The sequence below is a fragment of the Verrucomicrobiia bacterium genome (genome assembly GCA_019694135.1).
GTDB lineage: Bacteria > Verrucomicrobiota > Verrucomicrobiia > JADLBR01 > JAIBCM01 > JAIBCM01.
Genome location: JAIBCM010000002.1, coordinates 443,365 through 461,272 on the forward strand (window position 1 = coordinate 443,365; position 17,908 = coordinate 461,272).

Here is a 17,908-nt window from a genome sequence, read left to right on the forward strand (position 1 = left end):
TTTTTAACGAGCGTTAATTGGCTTTATTCAAAACAATTAACGCATTGATCGAAGCGATAAATTGTTTCAGAGTCTAAATAAGAGGTGATAAAGTTTATTTTGGCATGAATTGGCAATTGGAAAATCCAAGTTGGTTGTTGTTAGGGTTGGCATTGTGGTTGGTGGCGTATTTGCGAAGTCAACGTGGAACGTCAGCTTTAGTGGTGCCATTTGCAGCGCGATGGTATCGACCGAGTTTGGTTTCTTTTTCGCGTTGGCCAGAATTTTTGGCTTATGTGGGGTTGGGGTTGTTGGTGGTGGCTTTGGCGCGACCACAACATATTGTGGATCAGCGTGAGGTGCGAAGAGAGGGTTATGATTTAATGTTGGTGATTGATTTATCTAAGAGCATGTGGGCGGAAGATTTTCAACGGGGGGGAAGGCGGATCAATCGATTGGAGGCGATTCGTCCTGTGATTGAAGCTTTTATTCGACGGCGTCCGAATGATCGCATTGGTATGGTAGTTTTTTCAGGGCGCGCTTATACGTTGGCGCCTTTGACGTTTGATCATGATTGGTTGCAGAGGCAGACGGATCGATTGCGAATTGGGATGGTGGAGGATGGAACGGCAATTGGCGATGGGTTGGGCGTGGCTTTATCGCGTTTGGAACAGAGTAAGCGTCAAGAGGGAGTAAAGCGGAAGGGAGCTTTTATTATTTTGTTAACGGATGGCGCGAATAATCGAGGGTCGCTCGCTCCAGAGCAAGCTGCGGATTTGGCGCAGCAACGGGGCATTCCGGTTTATGCAATTGGAGCGGGTCGCGATGGTATTATTCCGATGCCTTTTTTTGATGCGGATGGAAATTTATTGGGCTTAAGACCTTCGCAGTCGGATTTGGATGAGCCGACGCTTCGGATGATTGCTCAGGTGACGGGGGGAGATTATTTTCGAGCTTATGATGCAGACACTATTTCTGGGGCGTTTGAAGCGATTGATGTAGCTAAGAAAATTGAGTTTCAGGCTAAATCGTATCGACTGACGGAGGAGTTATTTATGTGGTTTGCGGTGCCTGGTTTGGCTTGTTTATTGGTAGCGTTTGGGTTGGTTTTGCGAGAGCAAGGTTTTTCGTGGCGTGTGACGCGTGAGAAGGAGGAGACGGTTTTATGAGGTGGGAATCGCCGATTTGGTTGGTAGGTTTTGCTTTGGTGATTCTGGCCTTTATTTGGGATCGTTTGCGAGTTGCGCTCAATCAATCGGGCGAGAAATGGCCTCATATTAAGCGGTTGTGGGCAGGCAGAAACGGTTGGTTGGAACCGAAAAAGGGAAGCGCTTCGCGGTCTTCGCGGCGTTATTTTTTTTGGATCGGTTTGGGGTTGGTGATGGTGGCTTTGGCGCGTCCGCAATGGGGGAAGGTGGAGCAGGTTATGTTTGATCGATCGAGGGATGTGTTAATTGCTTTGGATTTATCACGAAGTATGTTGGCGGAGGATGTGAAGCCGTCACGTTTGGAACGGGCAAAAATTTTGTTGAGTAGTTTATTAGGAGATTTGAAAGGGGAGCGCGTGGGGCTTTTGGTTTTTTCGGGGACGGCTTTTTTGCAAAGTCCTTTGAGTTCGGATTATGAAGTGTTACAGGAATTTTTGCCGCAGTTAACACCAGCTCTTTTGCCACAAGGTGGAACGGATTATAATCGAATGTTAAATGTGGCGATGGAGGCTTTTTCAAACGAGGCGGGGGCGGATCGTTTTTTGATTATTTTGAGTGATGGTGAAAGTCGGGTGCCGTTGGAGAAAGATGAGCTGAAAACCTTGCGAGATAAAGGAGTGAAGGTGATTGGTTTGGGGGTGGGAACTCAGGCAGGAGGAGTGATTCCAGATGGGCAAGGTGGTTTGTTGAAGGATAAATCTGGGGCAGTGGTATTGTCGCGTTTGGGTGTGAAAACATTGAAGGAATTAGCGGAGGTAACCGGAGGAACTTATCGGGAGGCGAGTGGTTGGGTGGATATTGGCGCGGTAATTGAAGCGACAGTTAATGCTGGTAAAGTAGGTGTTGCACAGGAAAAAAGGCAGGAGCGGATGGCGGAACGTTTTCAAATTTTTTTGGCATTGGGAGTTTTGTTTGGATTATTAAGTTTGTGGCGAGAGTTTCCGGTGTGGCCGCGTTTGCGTGAGGTTTCTTCTTCGGGGGCTATGGGTTGGAAGCGATTTTTTTCGAAAGCGAGTGGGTTGAGTTTAGTTATGCTTTTTTTGGTTTTTTCGGGATTCGCCCAAGTAACGAATTTAGTGGAAGGCACAAATTTGCCATCGGCTCCGCTAGCTAATTTGGTAAAGAATTTGTCTGAGAAAGAGGATTTGTTGGCTGAAGATTATCGAGCCTTAGCGGAGGAAACGATTGGTTATGGAAAAAAGGTTTTGATGCAAGGAGGGGGGGAGCATTTGGAGGAGGTGGTAAGGGATGCTTTATTAGCAGTGGATCGAGGAGAAAAGGTGGATGTTAAGGGAGCGGATTGGCCTCGTTTGCGAAAGGAGTTGGAAGATTTGTTGAAACAACAGCAGCAACAGCAGAATCAAAAAAATCAGCAGGACCAACAGAATCAGCAAGATCAAAAGGACCAAAAGGATCAAAACAATTCGCAGCAAAATAACCAGTCGGATTCGGATAAATCTCAAAATCCGCAAAATTCTTCGCAGAAAGAAAATCAATCCGACTCTGAAAAAAAGGAGGATTCTCAAAAGGAAAAAAAATCTCAATCCCAAAAGGGTAAAGAAGAAAAGGATCACAAACAAAAAGTCGGAGGTGAAAAAAAGAAGGAAATGCAACCCATGGATGCCCAGACAATGGAGGCAAAACAGAAGTTAGATCAAGTTCGTCAGAAGGATTCGCCGGCGCGTTTATTTCAATTAATGGAAGGCAAGGAAACGAATTCAGTTTTCAATCAAGAGGAAGAGTGGTAAAAGCTTTAACATGAGGATGGTTAGAGTATTAGGATGGTTCTTTATTTATGTTTTGACAGTAAAGGGGTGGGGGTCCACTAAGCTTAATTCCCCAATGATGGTGGGAGGAAGAACTTATGTTGCTAATTTTGTAGGAGGGAACTCCGAAGATGTAGTGTTTGTGGCTCGGTTAGCGGGAAATCAACCTAGCGAATTATTTCGTGTGAATTATGAACAGGGTGGGAATGTTGTTAATTTAAGTGGCATTCTTCCACCACAAGCGAGTGTTAGTGATTTTTCTTTTTCGCCGGACAAAAAATGGATTATTTTTGATTTACTTTATTTGGATGATTGGCATTGGGAGTTATTTAGTGTGCCAGTGGCAGGGGGGCCGGTGGTTAAATTGAATGGGGCGTTGGTTAATGGGGGGAGCGTTCATGCTTGGTGGGTAAGTCCGGACAGTAAACGGGTAGTTTATACTGCAGATCAGCAAATTAATGATTTAGTAGAAATTTTTAGTTCTCGCATTGAGGGTGGTGATAATTTTCGGGTAAATCCTGATATACCGCTATGGGCGATTGCTTTTGATCCTATTATTACTTCTGATAGTCAATCTGTGGTTTATTGTTCAGATTTTGAAAAAGACAACGTTGCGCAGATTTATAAATCGCCAATTCAAGGAGGAGGAAGTTGGATAAGGTTAAATGGCGATTTGGTTCCAGGTGGTAATGTGAATTTCAATTTTTTGTTAAGTCCTGAAGGTTATGTGGTGTATCGTGCTGACCAGGATGTGGATGGTATGGAGGAGTTATATAGCACGAAGTTAGACGGTACGGATAACATTAAACTCAATGCGCCTTTTAATTCTAAAGGGAAAATTTTTAATATGGCTTTGAATCCCCAGGGGAATCGAGTGGTTTATTGGGGAGATGTTGAAGAGTATGGAAAGAGTGAAGTTTTTTCCGTTCCTGTAGGTGGAGGCGCGGTAAGTAAAGTCAGCGGTCCTTTGGTTGATAAAGGAAGTGTTTTTTTGCCTACTGTTACCCCAGATGGTCAATATGTAGTTTACACAGCGGATCAGAGTATTGATAATACAATAGAGTTATATCGCTCGCGTGTATCAGGTGGTGAAAATGCGAAATTGAATCCTTTTTTTGGATTGGGAAATAATATTGTTTTTGATTATGTGACAACTTCTAATCAGGTTCTTTATCGTGTTTGGAATCAAAATCGATTTGAGTCATTTAGCTCTTCACTGGTTAACGGGACAACAAAAAAAATCAATGCGCCTTTGACTCCGGGAGGTAGTGTGGAATGGGTAGGAATTAGTCCTGACGAAAAGAAAACGGTTTATATTGCTGATCAAGAGCAGGATGGGCGTAATGAATTGTATTGTCGCAAGGAATCGGGCGAAGTGGTTAAACTCAATGATCCTCTCGTGCCTGGGGGTCAGTTTAACGAATTTCTTCCTCTTGTTGGGATTAACGATGCGAGTACGCATCTCATTTATGCTGTGGATCAAGATGTGGATGAGGTTAAGGAGTTGTATGTGATTCCTTTGGTGCCTCCGTTGATTACGAGTCCGACCAATATTTCTCTTCAAGTGGGTGAGGTATTGCATTATCAGATTACGGCGAAGTATGGTCCTATTTTGGATTATGACGCAGAATTGTTGCCGGCAGGTGCGATGGTGCAAAGTAATCAGGTGACGTGGGCACCAACCCAGGCTGGTGCTTTTTCTTTTCAAGCTAGGGCAAGGAATGATGCAGGATGGGGAACAACCAATGTTACGGTGAATGTGGAGCCTGAGCCGGTGGTTACGCCACCCTCTCCGCCTTTGCCCCCTGAGCCTCCTATCGAAACTAATAAGGTAACGGACTGTTCTTTAAAGGCGCCTTTTGATGTTTTATTTCAGAAAAGGAAGAGGGTGAATGGGATGCGCTTAATTTCAGAAGGAGCAAGGGTTCAAACGATTACGCGCTTAGGGAAGAAAGAGCGATTGCGAGGGGCGGGTTGGTTGAATCCGGGGCAGTACGGGTTGATTGTTCAGAGTAATATTTGGGTTAAAGCAATTTTAATGAGTAGTAATGGAAGTGAAATAGGGCGCCAGGAATTAACTCAATTGCCGCAAAGGAGATTTAAGATAAGGGCTACAGGCGATGTGAATCAGGATGGATGGTTGGATTTTGCAGTGAGCCGAAATAAGGAAATGGGTTTATTGTTGTCTCCTAACTATTCTTTGACTTCGTTGCAAAAAATGAATGGATCGTTAAGGGCTCGTCACCTCGTTGGGCTTTTGGGAGCGACATCGGAAACGAAATCAGAGCCAGTTTTTATTTTTAATAAAAAGAAAAAAATGTGGAGGCAGGATCAGCCTAGGCAAGCACCAGTTCCCTTTTTTGAATTGCCCAAACATTATCGTGCCCGGGCCTTTCTGTGGGACGTTTGCAATAGTGATACCAGTCGTTTGGTAATCACACGGCGGAAGAGGTTGGAGATTGTTCCTTTGCAGATTCAGAGGGTAGAAAAGCCTTATATTAGCTATCGGGGTTTGGGTAAAATAGTAGGGCCTAAGTAGGGTTTAGAAAAAGCATTTGGCATTGAGCAAAATTTTTCTTATAGTAATAGGATGAAACATCATATGGTTAGAGGAGGAGCTTTATTGTTGTTAAGCGCAATTTCTGCTTTGGGAGCAGCTCGTAAGATTAATGGGCCGTTTAATGCGGAGAATGTAGCGCCGCAAGTTTACGATTTTCAGGTTTCACCCAATCCTAATAATCCGAAAGTAGTTTATCTGGCTAATTTGGAAGATTTCAATATATGGGGACTTTATCGCGTTGCGCCAGGAGGTGGGCCCTCTCTTAAAATTTCCGACAGTTTAGTGCTGGGTGGACAATTTTTAAAATTTAAGATGAGTTCGGATGGGATATGGACCGTTTTTATAGCAGAGCATGATAAAGCGTCGACTCCAGAAATTTTTAGTGTTTTAACAGATGGCGGGGTTGTTACCAAACTGAATAGCCCTAATTTAGATTTTGGGCAAAAAGTAAAAGATTTTCGTATTACCTCTGACAATAGCAAAGTGGTTTATTTGGCGGATTCCTTGACTTTGGGTGTTTTCAATCTTGAGGTTATCCCTATTAGTGGAGGCGTTCAACCTATTCCTATTACTGCTAATATTACGCCTAACGTAGAGATTAAAACTAATTTCCTTGTGAGCGCTGTAAACAATCAGGTGGTATATGTTGCCGATCAGCAGGTAGATAATAAGTATGAACTATTTTCTGCAGCGATTGACGGCGGCGGTAGTTTTAAGTTGAATGATGCTTTAACATCAGGAAATGTTGGCGCGTTTGATTTGACGCCAGATGGAAGTAATGTGGTTTATTTTGCTTTTGAGAATGGAGATGCTTTTAAAGGAGTTTATCAGGCTTCCATTTTTTCCTCCATGACTTCAGTGCAACTGACGCCTATTAATGGAGGTGGGGTTGAGTTTAATTTGAAAGCGAGCCCAGACAATACTTACGCAGTTTATGATGTCATTGAGGGTGGCAATTACCAAATCAAAACAGTTCCACTAGCGGTAGGAGCTTCCTCTCAATTAGTCCCTTTAGGGCCGGAAGATATTTTTAGCATCGATTATGGAACCAGTATTAAAGGAGATTATGTTCTTTATACCGATGTCGATAACTTAGGGAGAACAGAGCTTTATTCCATTTCAGCAGGAGGGGGAACGGCTGCAAAATTGAGTAACGTTACAGGAACAGGCCTTGGTTTAAATAATAATCCTCCTTTTGACGATTTCTTTTCCAGCGCGGATAATGAATGGGTTATTTATCGTTCTGCTCAAGAAGCTTCAGGGCGCTATGAAGTATTTCGTGTGCCGCTCAAGGGAGGAGTAACGAGCAAAAAATTGAATGATCCTATCTTGGGTAATGGAACCGTATCAAAATTTCAAGTAAGCCCTACCAGTCGCGTGGGCAATCAAATTGTTTATTTAGCAGCACCTAATAGCGATACTGTCACAGAGCTTTATTCCGTGGGATTTGATTATCTGTCCGATTTTGATGCAGATTCTCAAAATGATATTTTATTGCGCCAAGGAAAATTCCTGAAGTTTTTTAGTCGTGATAGTAAAGGACAATTTAATATAAAAGATTTTGGTCCTCTTGTTACTCTTTCACCTGGAGAAAAAGTGGGATGGGTTAATGATGTGGATGGAGATAATCGGCCTGATTTTTCCCTTAAAAAAGGTGGAGGGACTTTATTTTATAAAGTGGCAACAGATCTTCAAATTGAAAGGAATGATACTCTCATTCTGCCTGCTTTTCCGAAAAGATTTCGTATTAGGGCAACGGGTCGAGTCGATGCCAAGCCGGTTTATATTGCAACTAAAGGTAAACAAATGAATGTGGCAGTTGGTTTAACTAATGTAACTCGCATTAATGAAGCGGGTTTTAAACCTGTGGGCATGGGTGAAATTGAAACCGTCCCTAATGTGGTTCTTTACAATGCCAGGACACGGAACCTTCTTGGCGTGCCCATTTTAGGAGTGCAATCCAATAACATGAGTTTTGGCGAGCCTGTTTCCCTGGGAAATTTACCTAAAAAATTTAAAAAGCCCTCTGGATCCGGTCAATTTTTTGGCATAGGAACCTCTGCTGTCATTAGTCGTCAAAAGAAAAATGTTTATCTTTTCCCTTTGCCTATCGCTGCTGACAATGCTGGTGTACTCGTTGGCGCTTTGCCTAAGAGGACAAAAATTATTGGACCTAAATAATTTCTTCACGCTTGCAAATAATCGTGCGATTCACACTTGTCGAAAGGGTCATCAATCCCTATGGAAGACAGTAGTGTTATGGCTTTATCTTCTGACAAATTTGATATTAATTATGTAGCTGGGCTAGCTCGTATTGCATTGACACTTGAAGAGAGTGAAAAATTTCAGAGTCAGCTCGACACGATTTTGGAAAACGTAAAGCAGCTTCAAAATTTGGCTCTAGACCAGATCGAGCCTACTGCGCATTCTTTTCCCGTTTACAATATTTGGCGTGCTGATGAAGAAAAAAAATCTTTGCCTGTGGAAGTGGCTTTAAAAAATGCGCCAAATCATACTAATGATCTTATTTTAATGCCCAAGATTGTGGATGCATGAGCCTTTATCAAGAAACGTTAGCTAGCTTAAGAAAAAAATTGCTGAATCAAGAAATTCAGCCGCTGGATATTGTGCATTCGTTACGTCAACGAATTGAAAAAGTTGATGTTTATCTCAAAGCTTACACTCACTTTGATTGGGAAAAAGCAGAACGTGAAGCAAAGGAAACGGATATTAGCAAACCTCTAGGTGGTATTCCAATTGCGATTAAAGATGCCATTGCGGTAAAAGATCAACCCTTAACTTGTTCTTCGCGTTTGTTGCGGGATTTTGTGTCACCTTACGATGCTACGGTAATTAAAAAATTGCGCCAAGCTGGAGCTTTCCCTTTGGGGCGAGCGAATATGGATGAATTTGCAATGGGTTCTTCCACGGAAAATTCCGCGCAAGGTCCCACCAAAAATCCCTGGGATTTTGATCGGATTCCAGGAGGCAGCAGCGGTGGAAGCGCGGCATGTGTAGCAGCTGATACGGCAATTGCTTCATTGGGAAGTGACACCGGGGGGTCGATTCGTCAACCCGCAGCGCTTTGTGGTTGTGTCGGTTTGAAGCCTACTTATGGTCGCGTTTCGCGCTACGGGTTGGTCGCTTTTGCTTCATCGTTAGATCAAATTGGGCCTTTGGGAAAAACCGTGGAAGATGTGGCGCTTGTTTTAGAAGCGATTGTAGGGCACGACACTTTCGATTGCACTTCTTTGAAAGAGCCGGTGGCTTCTTATGTTGATACTCTTAAAAAGGAAGATCTTAAAAATTTACGCGTAGGTGTTCCAAAGGAATATTTTCGTCAAGGCATCGATTCTCAAGTGGAAACGGTTGTTAAAAAAGCGATTCAACAGTTAGAAGGTTTAGGTGCAACATTGGTAGAAATTTCGTTGCCTCACACGGATTATGCCTTGGCCTCTTATTATATTATTGCGCCAGCGGAAGCCTCGGCCAATCTCGCGCGTTTTGATGGTGTGCGTTATGGTGCGCGAGTGAAAGATGGAAAAGATGTTCTGGACGTTTATCGTCGCACGCGAGAAGCTGGCTTGGGTCGTGAAGTCAAGCGACGCATTTTGCTGGGCACTTATGTTTTGAGTTCGGGTTATTACGATGCTTATTATTTGCGCGCGCAAAAAGTTCGCACATTAATTCGACAAGATTTTCAAAAGGCTTTTGAACAATGTGATGTCATTGCGACCCCGACTTCGCCTACAGCGGCTTTTCGATTAGGCGAAAAGACAGAAGATCCGCTCAAAATGTATTTGGCCGATGTTTTTACCATTGCTGTTAATATGGCAGGATTGTGCGGTCTTTCCGTGCCATGCGGTTTTGTTGAGGAAAAAGGGAAGCAATTGCCGGTAGGTTTGCAATTGATCGGTAAAGCTTTTGATGAAACGACTTTATTGCAAGTCGGTCATGTTTATGAGCAAGCTACGGCTTGGCATACGATGAAACCCAATTTGTTATGACAACTTACGAAGCCACGATTGGATTGGAAGTGCATGTGCAAATCAAAACGCACAGTAAGATGTTTTGTGGTTGTAAGAATGAGTTTGGAGCGTCTCCTAACACGCATACTTGCCCTGTATGTTTGGGAATGCCAGGAGTTTTGCCCGTGCCGAATGAAGAGGCGATTAAGAAAACACTTTTAACGGGTTTAATGTTGGGTTGCAAAATTCCGGAGACCAGTAAGTTTGATCGCAAGAGTTATTTTTATCCTGACATGCCCAAGAATTACCAAATTTCGCAGTATGATCGACCGCTTTGCTTGGAAGGCGGGGTGGTTTTGGAAAAATATGCTTTTCCTAAAGAAACGCAAAAAGAGGCGATTGCGCTGGCTAATAAAAAAGTAAGATTAACAAGAATTCATTTAGAGGAAGATGTAGCGAAATCGTTTCATTTTGAAACCAGTAGCGGTATTGATTTTAATCGAGCTGGAACTCCATTAATGGAAATTGTAACGGAAGCCGATATTGCTTCGCCCGAGGAAGCATTCGCTTTTTTAACAACGCTAAAACAGATTTTGATTTACGGCGGTATTAGTGATGCGGATATGGAAAAGGGGCAGTTGCGTTGTGATTGCAATGTGAGTGTGAGACCGCAAGGCACTTCTCAATTTGGCACGAAATGCGAAATTAAAAATATGAATAGCATTAGCGGCGTGCGACGTGCTTTGACTTATGAGATTCAGCGACAGATAGAGGTTTTACAGGAAGGTGGCACGATTCGACAGGAGACCCGACGTTGGGATGATCCTACGGGGCAAACTTATGTGATGCGCACGAAAGAACAGTCGCATGATTATCGTTATTTTCCTGATCCCGATTTGATGCCGATGCAGGTTCAGAATGATTGGCTGGATAGGATTCGATTAGAAATGCCTGAATTGCCGCGACAAAGACAGGAACGTTATCAAAAAGAGTTTCAAGTCACCGAATATGATGCTTCGGTTTTAGCGGCAGATTTAGCGTTAGCGATTTATTTTGAAAAGGCCGCAGCCGATGTGAAAAATCCTAAGCTCGTAGCGAATTGGATTATTAATGATTTATTGAGTGCGTTGAGCGACCAGAAGATGGATTTGTCGGATTGTAAAGTGAAACCGGAATTTTTGAAAGAGTTGGTAGCACTAACGGATGCAGGAAAAATCAATAGCAAGCAGGCCAAAGAAGTTTTTTTAGAGGTGTTTGCATCGGGATTAGCGCCAACACAAATTGTTGAAAAAAAAGGATTATCGCAAGTAAGTGATACGGGAGCGATTGAAGTTTTTGCTAAAAAAGCCATTGAAGCGAATCCTAATTCAGTGGCAGATTATAAAGCGGGGAAAATTGCTGCGTTGAATTTTTTGAAGGGACAAGTCATGAAATTGTCTCAGGGTAAGGCGAATCCTCAATTGGCGGGAGAAGTTTTGGAGCGCTTATTAAAAGCATCATAAAATCATGGTAAATTTTTTAGATATTATTCTTTTAGGAATTGTGGAGGGTATTACTGAGTTTTTACCTATTTCTTCTACAGCACATTTATTAATTGCAGAATATTTTTTGGGTTCGAAACCGGACGCGTTTAATGTGATGATTCAATTTGGAGCGGTATCGGCAGTGATTCTCATTTATTGGGAACGTTTGAAAGATTTGTGTGTGCATTTTCGCGAGCCGAAACAAAGAGATTATCTTTTGAAAATTCTTGTAGCTTTGATGGTAACGGTAGTGGGCTGTTTAATCGCTAAGTGGGCCGGTTTTCAGTTGCCCGTGAAGCTTTGGCCGATTCTTGTTGCGCTTTGGTTGGGGGCCTTAGCAATTTTTGTTGCAGAAAAATTTTTAAAAAGATATCAACCCACTGAAACGATTACTTGGAATATTGTAATCTGGGTGGGGATTTCTCAAATTATTGCTGCGGTGTTGCCAGGCACGTCGCGTTCTGGAGCGACAATTATTGCGGCGATGCTATGTGGTCTTTCTCGTGTTTCGGCGACGGAATTTTCTTTTCTTTTAGGGGTGCCCACGATGTTGGCGGCATCGCTTTATATGGCTTGGGATGCTTATCGAGCGGGGTTGTTTATTCCTGCAGTGATGGGTGAATTGGCATTAGGTTTTGTTATATCAATGATCACGGCTTTTATTGCGGTCAAATGGCTTCTTCAATTTGTGCGAACCAATAATTTTATTCCTTTTGCTTGGTATCGAGTGGTGTTGAGCATCGTTATCGCTTTGGTGCTTTGGCGAGAAGGTCATATTCCTCCCGATTTACAACTGCGCGAATCGCCCAAACAGCTACCTTTGAAAGATAAGTAGCTTTTTAAGACAAGGGCTGTGGCACTTCGGAAAGAGTTTTTGAGAAATTAAAGTTTTGGGGTGTAACTAAGCCACCAGAAATAATAAGTTTCGTGGCTTCTTCGATGGGCATATTGGAAAGTTCAATTTCGGAAGCTTTGACGATCATAACGAAACCTGTAATAGGATTGGGCGCCGTGGGCAGAAAAACTGAGTAGAGCATTTGACCTTGTTGATCGGAAAATTGTCCCGTGACAAAGCCGATCAGTTTGCCGGGTGTATTGGGATAGGGAATTAACGCGACTTTGCTAAAATGCATGTTTTCGGAGCGACTCAACATCTGCACGGCTTCGATGACTTGTTTTGCCGCGTGATAAATGGTGGAAATGATGGGAAGTTTTAGAAGAATATGATCTAGCCAAGATAAGATGCCGCGTCCGATGACGTTGCTAACAAAAACACCGAGAAGGATAAGAAAGATAACGGTTAAGATGAAACCGGCTAACGGAATGGTGTAGAGCAATTCCCCATTACGTCGTATGGGAAAACTAATGAAGTGAATAATAGGATTTTCATCTCGATAACGAGTGGCAATGGCAATCACGAGAGGTTCAAATCGAGAGTTAATGAGACGATAAATAAGGTCAAGGACCCAGAGAGTTCCCAGGATTGGCAGAGCAACAAAAAGGCCTGTGAGAAATTTATTGCGCACCCAAGTGCCTGCGTGACGTTTGTTTTCCGATAGATTAGGTGTAGGGGACGAGGACATAAGGTTATTTATTAAAACGAAAAAATTATTGTAGCAAGAGGAGAAAGATTAAGAGTGAGAAGCTCTTTGTAACCGATCATTAAGGGTCACGCCTAAGTGATGGTCAGGAAATTTTTCAACATATAAGTGGCGCGTGGGCGTTTCGTCTAATTTTCTTAGGGAGTGATAAAGTTTTCGTGCGGCTGTTTTGAGTGAACCTTTCGAGCTTAAAATGATTTGTTGTCCAGGGAAATGTGGAAATGATTTGCGAAAAAGCAAAAGAGCATCGGATTTTTTGAAAGCGGGTGGGTTTTGTCTCCAATGGGTAGGCAAGATGGTTAAAGGTTTTTTAGGGGCGTAATGTTGGAGAAGTTGACCGGAAGCGAGGGGTTGTTTTGAAGTGGGTTTTTTCCGTAAGGGAACGGGATGTTTTAAAACTTTTTCAATTTGTTCTATTGTGATGGAGCCGAGTCTTAAAACTTCAGGTTTATTTTTTGAAAAATGAATGATTGTGGATTCTAAACCGAAATGACAACTGCCTCCTTCTAACATTAGCGGAGTTTTTGTGCCGAATTCTTTTTTTACAGCTTGTGATGAAGTGGGACTGATTCGACCAAAACGATTGGCGCTGGGCGCAGCAAGGGGGTTGCCAAATTTTTTGAGCAAACGTCTTGCAATAGGATGGCGCGGCATTCTGACGGCTACGGTAGGTAGATTGGCTCGAGCGATAAGGGGAACATTTTTATTGGCTGGTAACACCAAAGTGAGAGGACCAGGCCAGAAGGCTTTGATTAATTTTTTTGCAGCTGGGGGAATTTTTTTGATGATGAGTTTGAGTTGAGATTCATTATGAATATGGAGGATAAGGGGATCGAAATAGGGGCGTTTTTTAAGTGCGAAAATTTTTTCGAGCGCTTGGGAATTGAAGGCGTCGGCAGCCAGGCCATAAACTGTTTCAGTAGGCATGACGACAAGCTCCCCTTGTTTTAAGAGTTTTACGGCACGTTGAAAGGTGGCAATCGAAGGCGGCTGAGAAGAAGGCATTTTAAAAAAGGGTCAGTTGTTCGCCTGCAGGATGGCGAAAGGCTTGGGTGTTAAGGGTAAAATGTTTTTGGTTTAAGCCAGCGCGTTTGGCGCAGAGTTTGAAAAGTTGGTCGAGTTGTTGGGCTAGAGAGCCTTGACCTTTCATCCGTCGGTAAAATTGGGATTCGTTGAGTTTGCCTTGTCGCATTTCGCAGAGTTGATCGAGAATTCGTTTTTTCTTTTCTGGGAAATGTGTTTCAAGCCAGTCGGTGAAGAGTTCTTTTACGCTGTGGGGCAGGCGTAATAGGACATAGCCAGCGCTTTGGGCGCCAGCTTGAGCGGCAGATTGGAGCAGACTGGGAATTTCGTGGTCGGTTAATCCTGGAATAAGTGGCGCCATGAGGATGTTGACGGGTATGCCTGCTTGTGCGAGCGCGGTGATGGCGTGAAGTCGGTGTTCAGGTTGTGCGGTGCGGGGTTCCATGATTTTGGCGAGGTCGGGATTGAGAGTGGTTAAGGAAATGTTTACGCTGACGGCCTGATATTGAGCGAGTTTTTGTAGAACATCAATATCTCGTGTGATGAGATGGTTTTTCGTGATGAGGCTAACAGGATTGCGAAATTCCGCTAACACTTCAAGGCAACTGCGGGTGAGTTTGAGTTTTCGTTCGATAGGTTGGTAGCAATCGGTGGCGCTGCTTAAGGCGAGCGTTTGCGGTTTCCAATTTTTTGCGCTGAGTTCTTTGCGCAGGAGTTCTGGAGCTCGGGTTTTGATCATGATCCGACTTTCAAAATCGAGCCCGGAAGAAAAACCTAGGTATTCATGCATGGGACGAGCGTAGCAATAGACGCAGCCGTGTTCACAGCCGCGGTAAGGATTGATGCTAGCAGTAAAACCCACATCGGGACTGGTGTTGTAGGTGATAAAAGAGGTGGAGTGGTCTACGTAATAACGGGTTCTAATCGGGAGTTTTTCATTGACGGAATAATCGTCCATTTCCTTGTCGAAATGAAGTGTTTCAAATCGATTCGGAGGATTTATGGTTACGCCACGGCCTATGATTTTTTCCATTTTCTTTAGTTTAAAATAAAGAAGTCGTTTTGCCAATGGGTTTGCTTATTTAAAAAACGAAAAAAAATAATTTAGACAGTTGTCTTTTTTAAAAAAGAGGAGTATCTTTATTGTTAGCGAATTTAAAGGGCGAAGATAATTCGCGAAATGGAGGAGACAATGAAAATAAAATGGTTTCTTTTGGGGTTAACTCTTCTGATGCTTAACCAAGTTCAAGGTCAATTAGTAACGGATCATTTTCCTTATGCGGCGGGGGATGTTTCGTTGGCTGTGGGTTCGGGATGGACAGTTCATAGTGGTGCGACTCCTGTTAATGTGATTGATACTCCGTCGGATTCGGGAAACTCTTTATCATTTCCTGGTTTGGCAGCTTCTTCAGGCAATCGAATTGTGGTAAGTCAATCGCAAACTGCGGATATTGGAACGAATTTCACAGCACAGGTAACTCAAGATAATACGAGTGTTTATGCTTCTTTTTTGGTGAAGTTTACGACTTTGCCTTCGGCAGCGGGAGAGTATTTTTCTTATTTTTTTGATGGTAATATGGGGATTGCATTCCGCAGTAGGGTGTATGCGAAAAATAATGGAGGAAATGTTCAATTAGGGATTCGTTTTACTTCAGGCGGTAATCCCGTTTATGCCGCTAATTCGTTTGCTTTAAATACGACGCATTTTGTTGTGATAAAATATACTCGTGTGGCTGGAGTGGATAACGATACCGCTGCTTTATTTTTAGATCCAAATCCCGGAATGGCCGAGCCTGCTCCGAGTGCTATGGAGGTTAATCCCACTGCAGGTCATGATGTTGCAAATATTGCGCGTTTTGCTTTACGGCAAAATTCTAATATCGGAATTTTAGAGTTCGATGAGCTACGAATTGGTGCGACTTGGGCCGATGTGACAGGTGGCGGGATGCCTCCTCCTCCGGATGCTACAAATATTGTAAGTGTGGTAGCCACCGATGGAAGTGCTTCAGAGTTGGGAGCGAATCCTGGCACTTTTACCCTTAGTCGTAGTGGCAGCACTAATGCGATAACTGTTTTATACGCCATGAGTGGAACCGCGACAAATGGGGATGATTATACTACATTGCCGGGTTCGATTCAGCTCGGAGAAAATGTCATGAGTGCGGATATTGTTTTGAATCCCATTGTTGATGGAATAGATGAAACAGCTGAAACTGCGACTTTAACTTTAAGTCCAGATAATGCTTACCAAATTGACCCTAATAATGCGAATGCCACCATTACCATTACCGAAGAAAATACAGGTTTAATTGAACCTTTTATTTTCCTAAAAATTAAACCTTTGGCGGGAACTGTGAAATTTGTTAATCCCAAACGAGGTTTTAAGATAAAGGGGCGTTTTTATAATCAATGGATTAATAATAATCTCAAAGCGGTCATCCAGTATGCTTTGGAATGGGGCACGGGATCTAATAAAGTGAATACAGGGTTTATGAATATGCCGACAAAACAAAAAACTAAGGGACCTAATCAAGGGAAAGGCCGTTTCCATCAAGGTAAAGTAGGCGTGGGACTTAACATACCCCCTGGACCGGTTAATATTTTATTGCGAGCGCGCCAGGGTTCGCAAAACTTTAGCGCGATTACCACCAACACATTTGAATATCAGTTAAAAGTAAATTAAAATATTTTAAAATTAATGTTGACAAATTGTGCCTATTCGCTTTTATCACTCCAAATCTTGAAAAAAAATAAAACAACTCAGAGGTAAAAAACTATAATGAAGAAAATACTCTCAATCTTAACCCTATTCTGCTTGGCATCGTTTGCTAAAGCGGGAGACATTATCACATTTGAATTTTCAGCGCTTGCTGGAAGTGAAATATCGGCTCCATCAGCCTCAAACGATCCTTTATTAACCCCTTCTGTGATCACTCGTGGTGCAGGATTAACTGCAGCGGGAAATGGTCAACGTTTTAATGCCACAGCTTGGACTACAACAAACGATTTGCCCACTGCTATTGCCAATGATGATTATATGGAATTCAGTGTTACCAATACGGGTGTTAACCAGTTTTCCATTACTAACCTTATTATTCTAGCGCAACGATCTAACACGGGGCCCACAAATTGGGCGGTTCGCGGCAGTCATGACGGTTTTGCGACTGATCTAGGAACCTTTATGTTACCTGGAGCAACAACAACTACTAACAGTTTTGATGTTAGCGGTGTAGCGGCTTTGCAAAATAGAAATACTCCTGTGACATTCCGAGTGTATGGTTTTAGCGCTAACTCAGCAGCAGGGTCGGCTGGAATTGGCGATTCACCAACGGCTGGTGATAATGATTTAATTATTCAAGGTTTCACTACTCCAATGGGCGGTGGAGGTTCCACTAATAGTGTTACTATCGCTACTACAGCGAATGCTTCTGAGTTAGGCACTAACGGTGTGTTTACTTTAACCAGCACTGGAACTAACTTCCCTATTACTGTTACCTACACGGTCAGCGGAACAGCAACTTTAACAAACGATTATGATTTCTTGGCGCCTGCGACATCAAACTCGGTTGTAATGACAAGCAGTCCAACGACGATCGAAATCGTGCCAGTTAATGACAATGATACGAATGAAATTGATCCGGAAAGTGTTATTTTAACTCTTGATGCAAGTGGCACAGGATGGACTTCAGGTGTTCCTAACTCGGCTCAAGTTGATATCTTTGCTGGTGCGGTTATTCCTCCCAATACCAATGGTGGTAATACTAATGTTACTGATTTAGAAGGATTCAGCATTATCTTAAAGAAACCCAAAATTGGTAAGACAATCAAATTCAAAACGGCTAAAGGATTCCCTGTAAAATTGTTCGTAGTTACTGCTTCCAACACAGTTAGCAGTGTAGCTTATGCAGCTATGGTTGCAGGCAATACCAATGATACGAATAACAATACGAATGCCATTACCTTTATTACTGCAGGTAAATTGAAGCCAATTACTAAAGGCAAAAAATTCAAGCAGAATATCAAGGCTATGGCCAAATCCACGAAGACAACCAAAGCAGGGGTTAACATTCCTGTAGGAACAGCATCCATTCAGTTTATTGTTCGAGTGAATGGAACTTCTGGAACCAACACAGGATCTGCTTACTTTACCAATACATTTTCTACAATTGTTAAGTAAAAGTTGAGAGTTTTGTATCAAAAACCGGTCACCGCAGGGTGACCGGTTTTTTTTATTGCTTGAGATAAATTGATAGAACAAATAGACAAATTTTTCTGAGTAA

General features: G+C 42.8%; 13 protein-coding genes. 10 read left to right on the forward strand and 3 right to left on the reverse strand.

What is annotated here, in order from left to right:
- Positions 1-104 precede the first annotated feature (104 nt).
- Genes K1X66_04480 through K1X66_04515 form a run of 8 tightly spaced genes read left to right on the forward strand, consistent with a single transcriptional unit; the run spans position 105 to position 11,839 of the window.
- Entirely contained in the window at positions 105-1,148 is a 1,044-nt protein-coding gene (locus tag K1X66_04480; protein MBX7157625.1) for a VWA domain-containing protein, read from the forward strand.
- Complete coding sequence (locus tag K1X66_04485) at positions 1,145-2,935, forward strand: VWA domain-containing protein (protein MBX7157626.1); 1,791 nt, start codon at positions 1,145-1,147, stop codon at positions 2,933-2,935. Before K1X66_04480 ends, K1X66_04485 begins: the two co-directional genes overlap by 4 nt.
- A 10-nt stretch (positions 2,936-2,945) precedes the next feature.
- A complete protein-coding gene (locus K1X66_04490) occupies positions 2,946-5,492 on the forward strand; it encodes a hypothetical protein (protein MBX7157627.1) in 2,547 nt (848 codons plus the stop codon).
- Between the two features lie 51 nt (positions 5,493-5,543).
- Complete coding sequence (locus K1X66_04495) at positions 5,544-7,694, forward strand: hypothetical protein (GenBank protein ID MBX7157628.1); 2,151 nt, start codon at positions 5,544-5,546, stop codon at positions 7,692-7,694.
- Between the two features lie 60 nt (positions 7,695-7,754).
- Entirely contained in the window at positions 7,755-8,069 is a 315-nt protein-coding gene (gene gatC / locus K1X66_04500; GenBank protein ID MBX7157629.1) for an Asp-tRNA(Asn)/Glu-tRNA(Gln) amidotransferase subunit GatC, read from the forward strand.
- Positions 8,066-9,520, forward strand: a complete 1,455-nt coding sequence (gene gatA, locus K1X66_04505) for an Asp-tRNA(Asn)/Glu-tRNA(Gln) amidotransferase subunit GatA (protein ID MBX7157630.1) — start codon at positions 8,066-8,068, stop codon at positions 9,518-9,520. The genes gatC and gatA overlap by 4 nt, the downstream gene beginning before the upstream one ends.
- Positions 9,517-10,983: an Asp-tRNA(Asn)/Glu-tRNA(Gln) amidotransferase subunit GatB gene (gene gatB, locus K1X66_04510; protein MBX7157631.1), complete on the forward strand. Its 1,467-nt coding sequence runs from the start codon at positions 9,517-9,519 to the stop codon at positions 10,981-10,983. The genes gatA and gatB overlap by 4 nt, the downstream gene beginning before the upstream one ends.
- Positions 10,984-10,987: 4 nt before the next feature.
- Entirely contained in the window at positions 10,988-11,839 is an 852-nt protein-coding gene (locus K1X66_04515) for an undecaprenyl-diphosphate phosphatase (protein MBX7157632.1), read from the forward strand.
- A gap of 4 nt (positions 11,840-11,843) precedes the next feature.
- Here the strand turns inward: K1X66_04515 and K1X66_04520 are convergent, their stop codons facing one another.
- Genes K1X66_04520 through K1X66_04530 form a run of 3 tightly spaced genes read right to left on the reverse strand, consistent with a single transcriptional unit; the run spans position 11,844 to position 14,661 of the window.
- A complete protein-coding gene (locus K1X66_04520) occupies positions 11,844-12,587 on the reverse strand; it encodes a DUF502 domain-containing protein (protein ID MBX7157633.1) in 744 nt (247 codons plus the stop codon).
- Between the two features lie 48 nt (positions 12,588-12,635).
- On the reverse strand, positions 12,636-13,610 hold the full coding sequence (locus tag K1X66_04525; GenBank protein MBX7157634.1) for a threonylcarbamoyl-AMP synthase: 975 nt from the start codon (positions 13,608-13,610) through the stop codon (positions 12,636-12,638).
- A gap of 1 nt (position 13,611) precedes the next feature.
- Positions 13,612-14,661, reverse strand: coding sequence for a PA0069 family radical SAM protein (locus tag K1X66_04530; GenBank protein MBX7157635.1), 1,050 nt, complete (start codon positions 14,659-14,661; stop codon positions 13,612-13,614).
- A 159-nt stretch (positions 14,662-14,820) separates the two neighbouring features.
- Between K1X66_04530 and K1X66_04535 the strand changes: the two genes are divergently transcribed.
- Together K1X66_04535 and K1X66_04540 are read left to right on the forward strand one after the other, a co-directional pair.
- Entirely contained in the window at positions 14,821-16,311 is a 1,491-nt protein-coding gene (locus tag K1X66_04535) for a hypothetical protein (protein ID MBX7157636.1), read from the forward strand.
- A gap of 96 nt (positions 16,312-16,407) precedes the next feature.
- A complete protein-coding gene (locus tag K1X66_04540) occupies positions 16,408-17,805 on the forward strand; it encodes a hypothetical protein (GenBank protein ID MBX7157637.1) in 1,398 nt (465 codons plus the stop codon).
- Positions 17,806-17,908 lie beyond the last annotated feature (103 nt).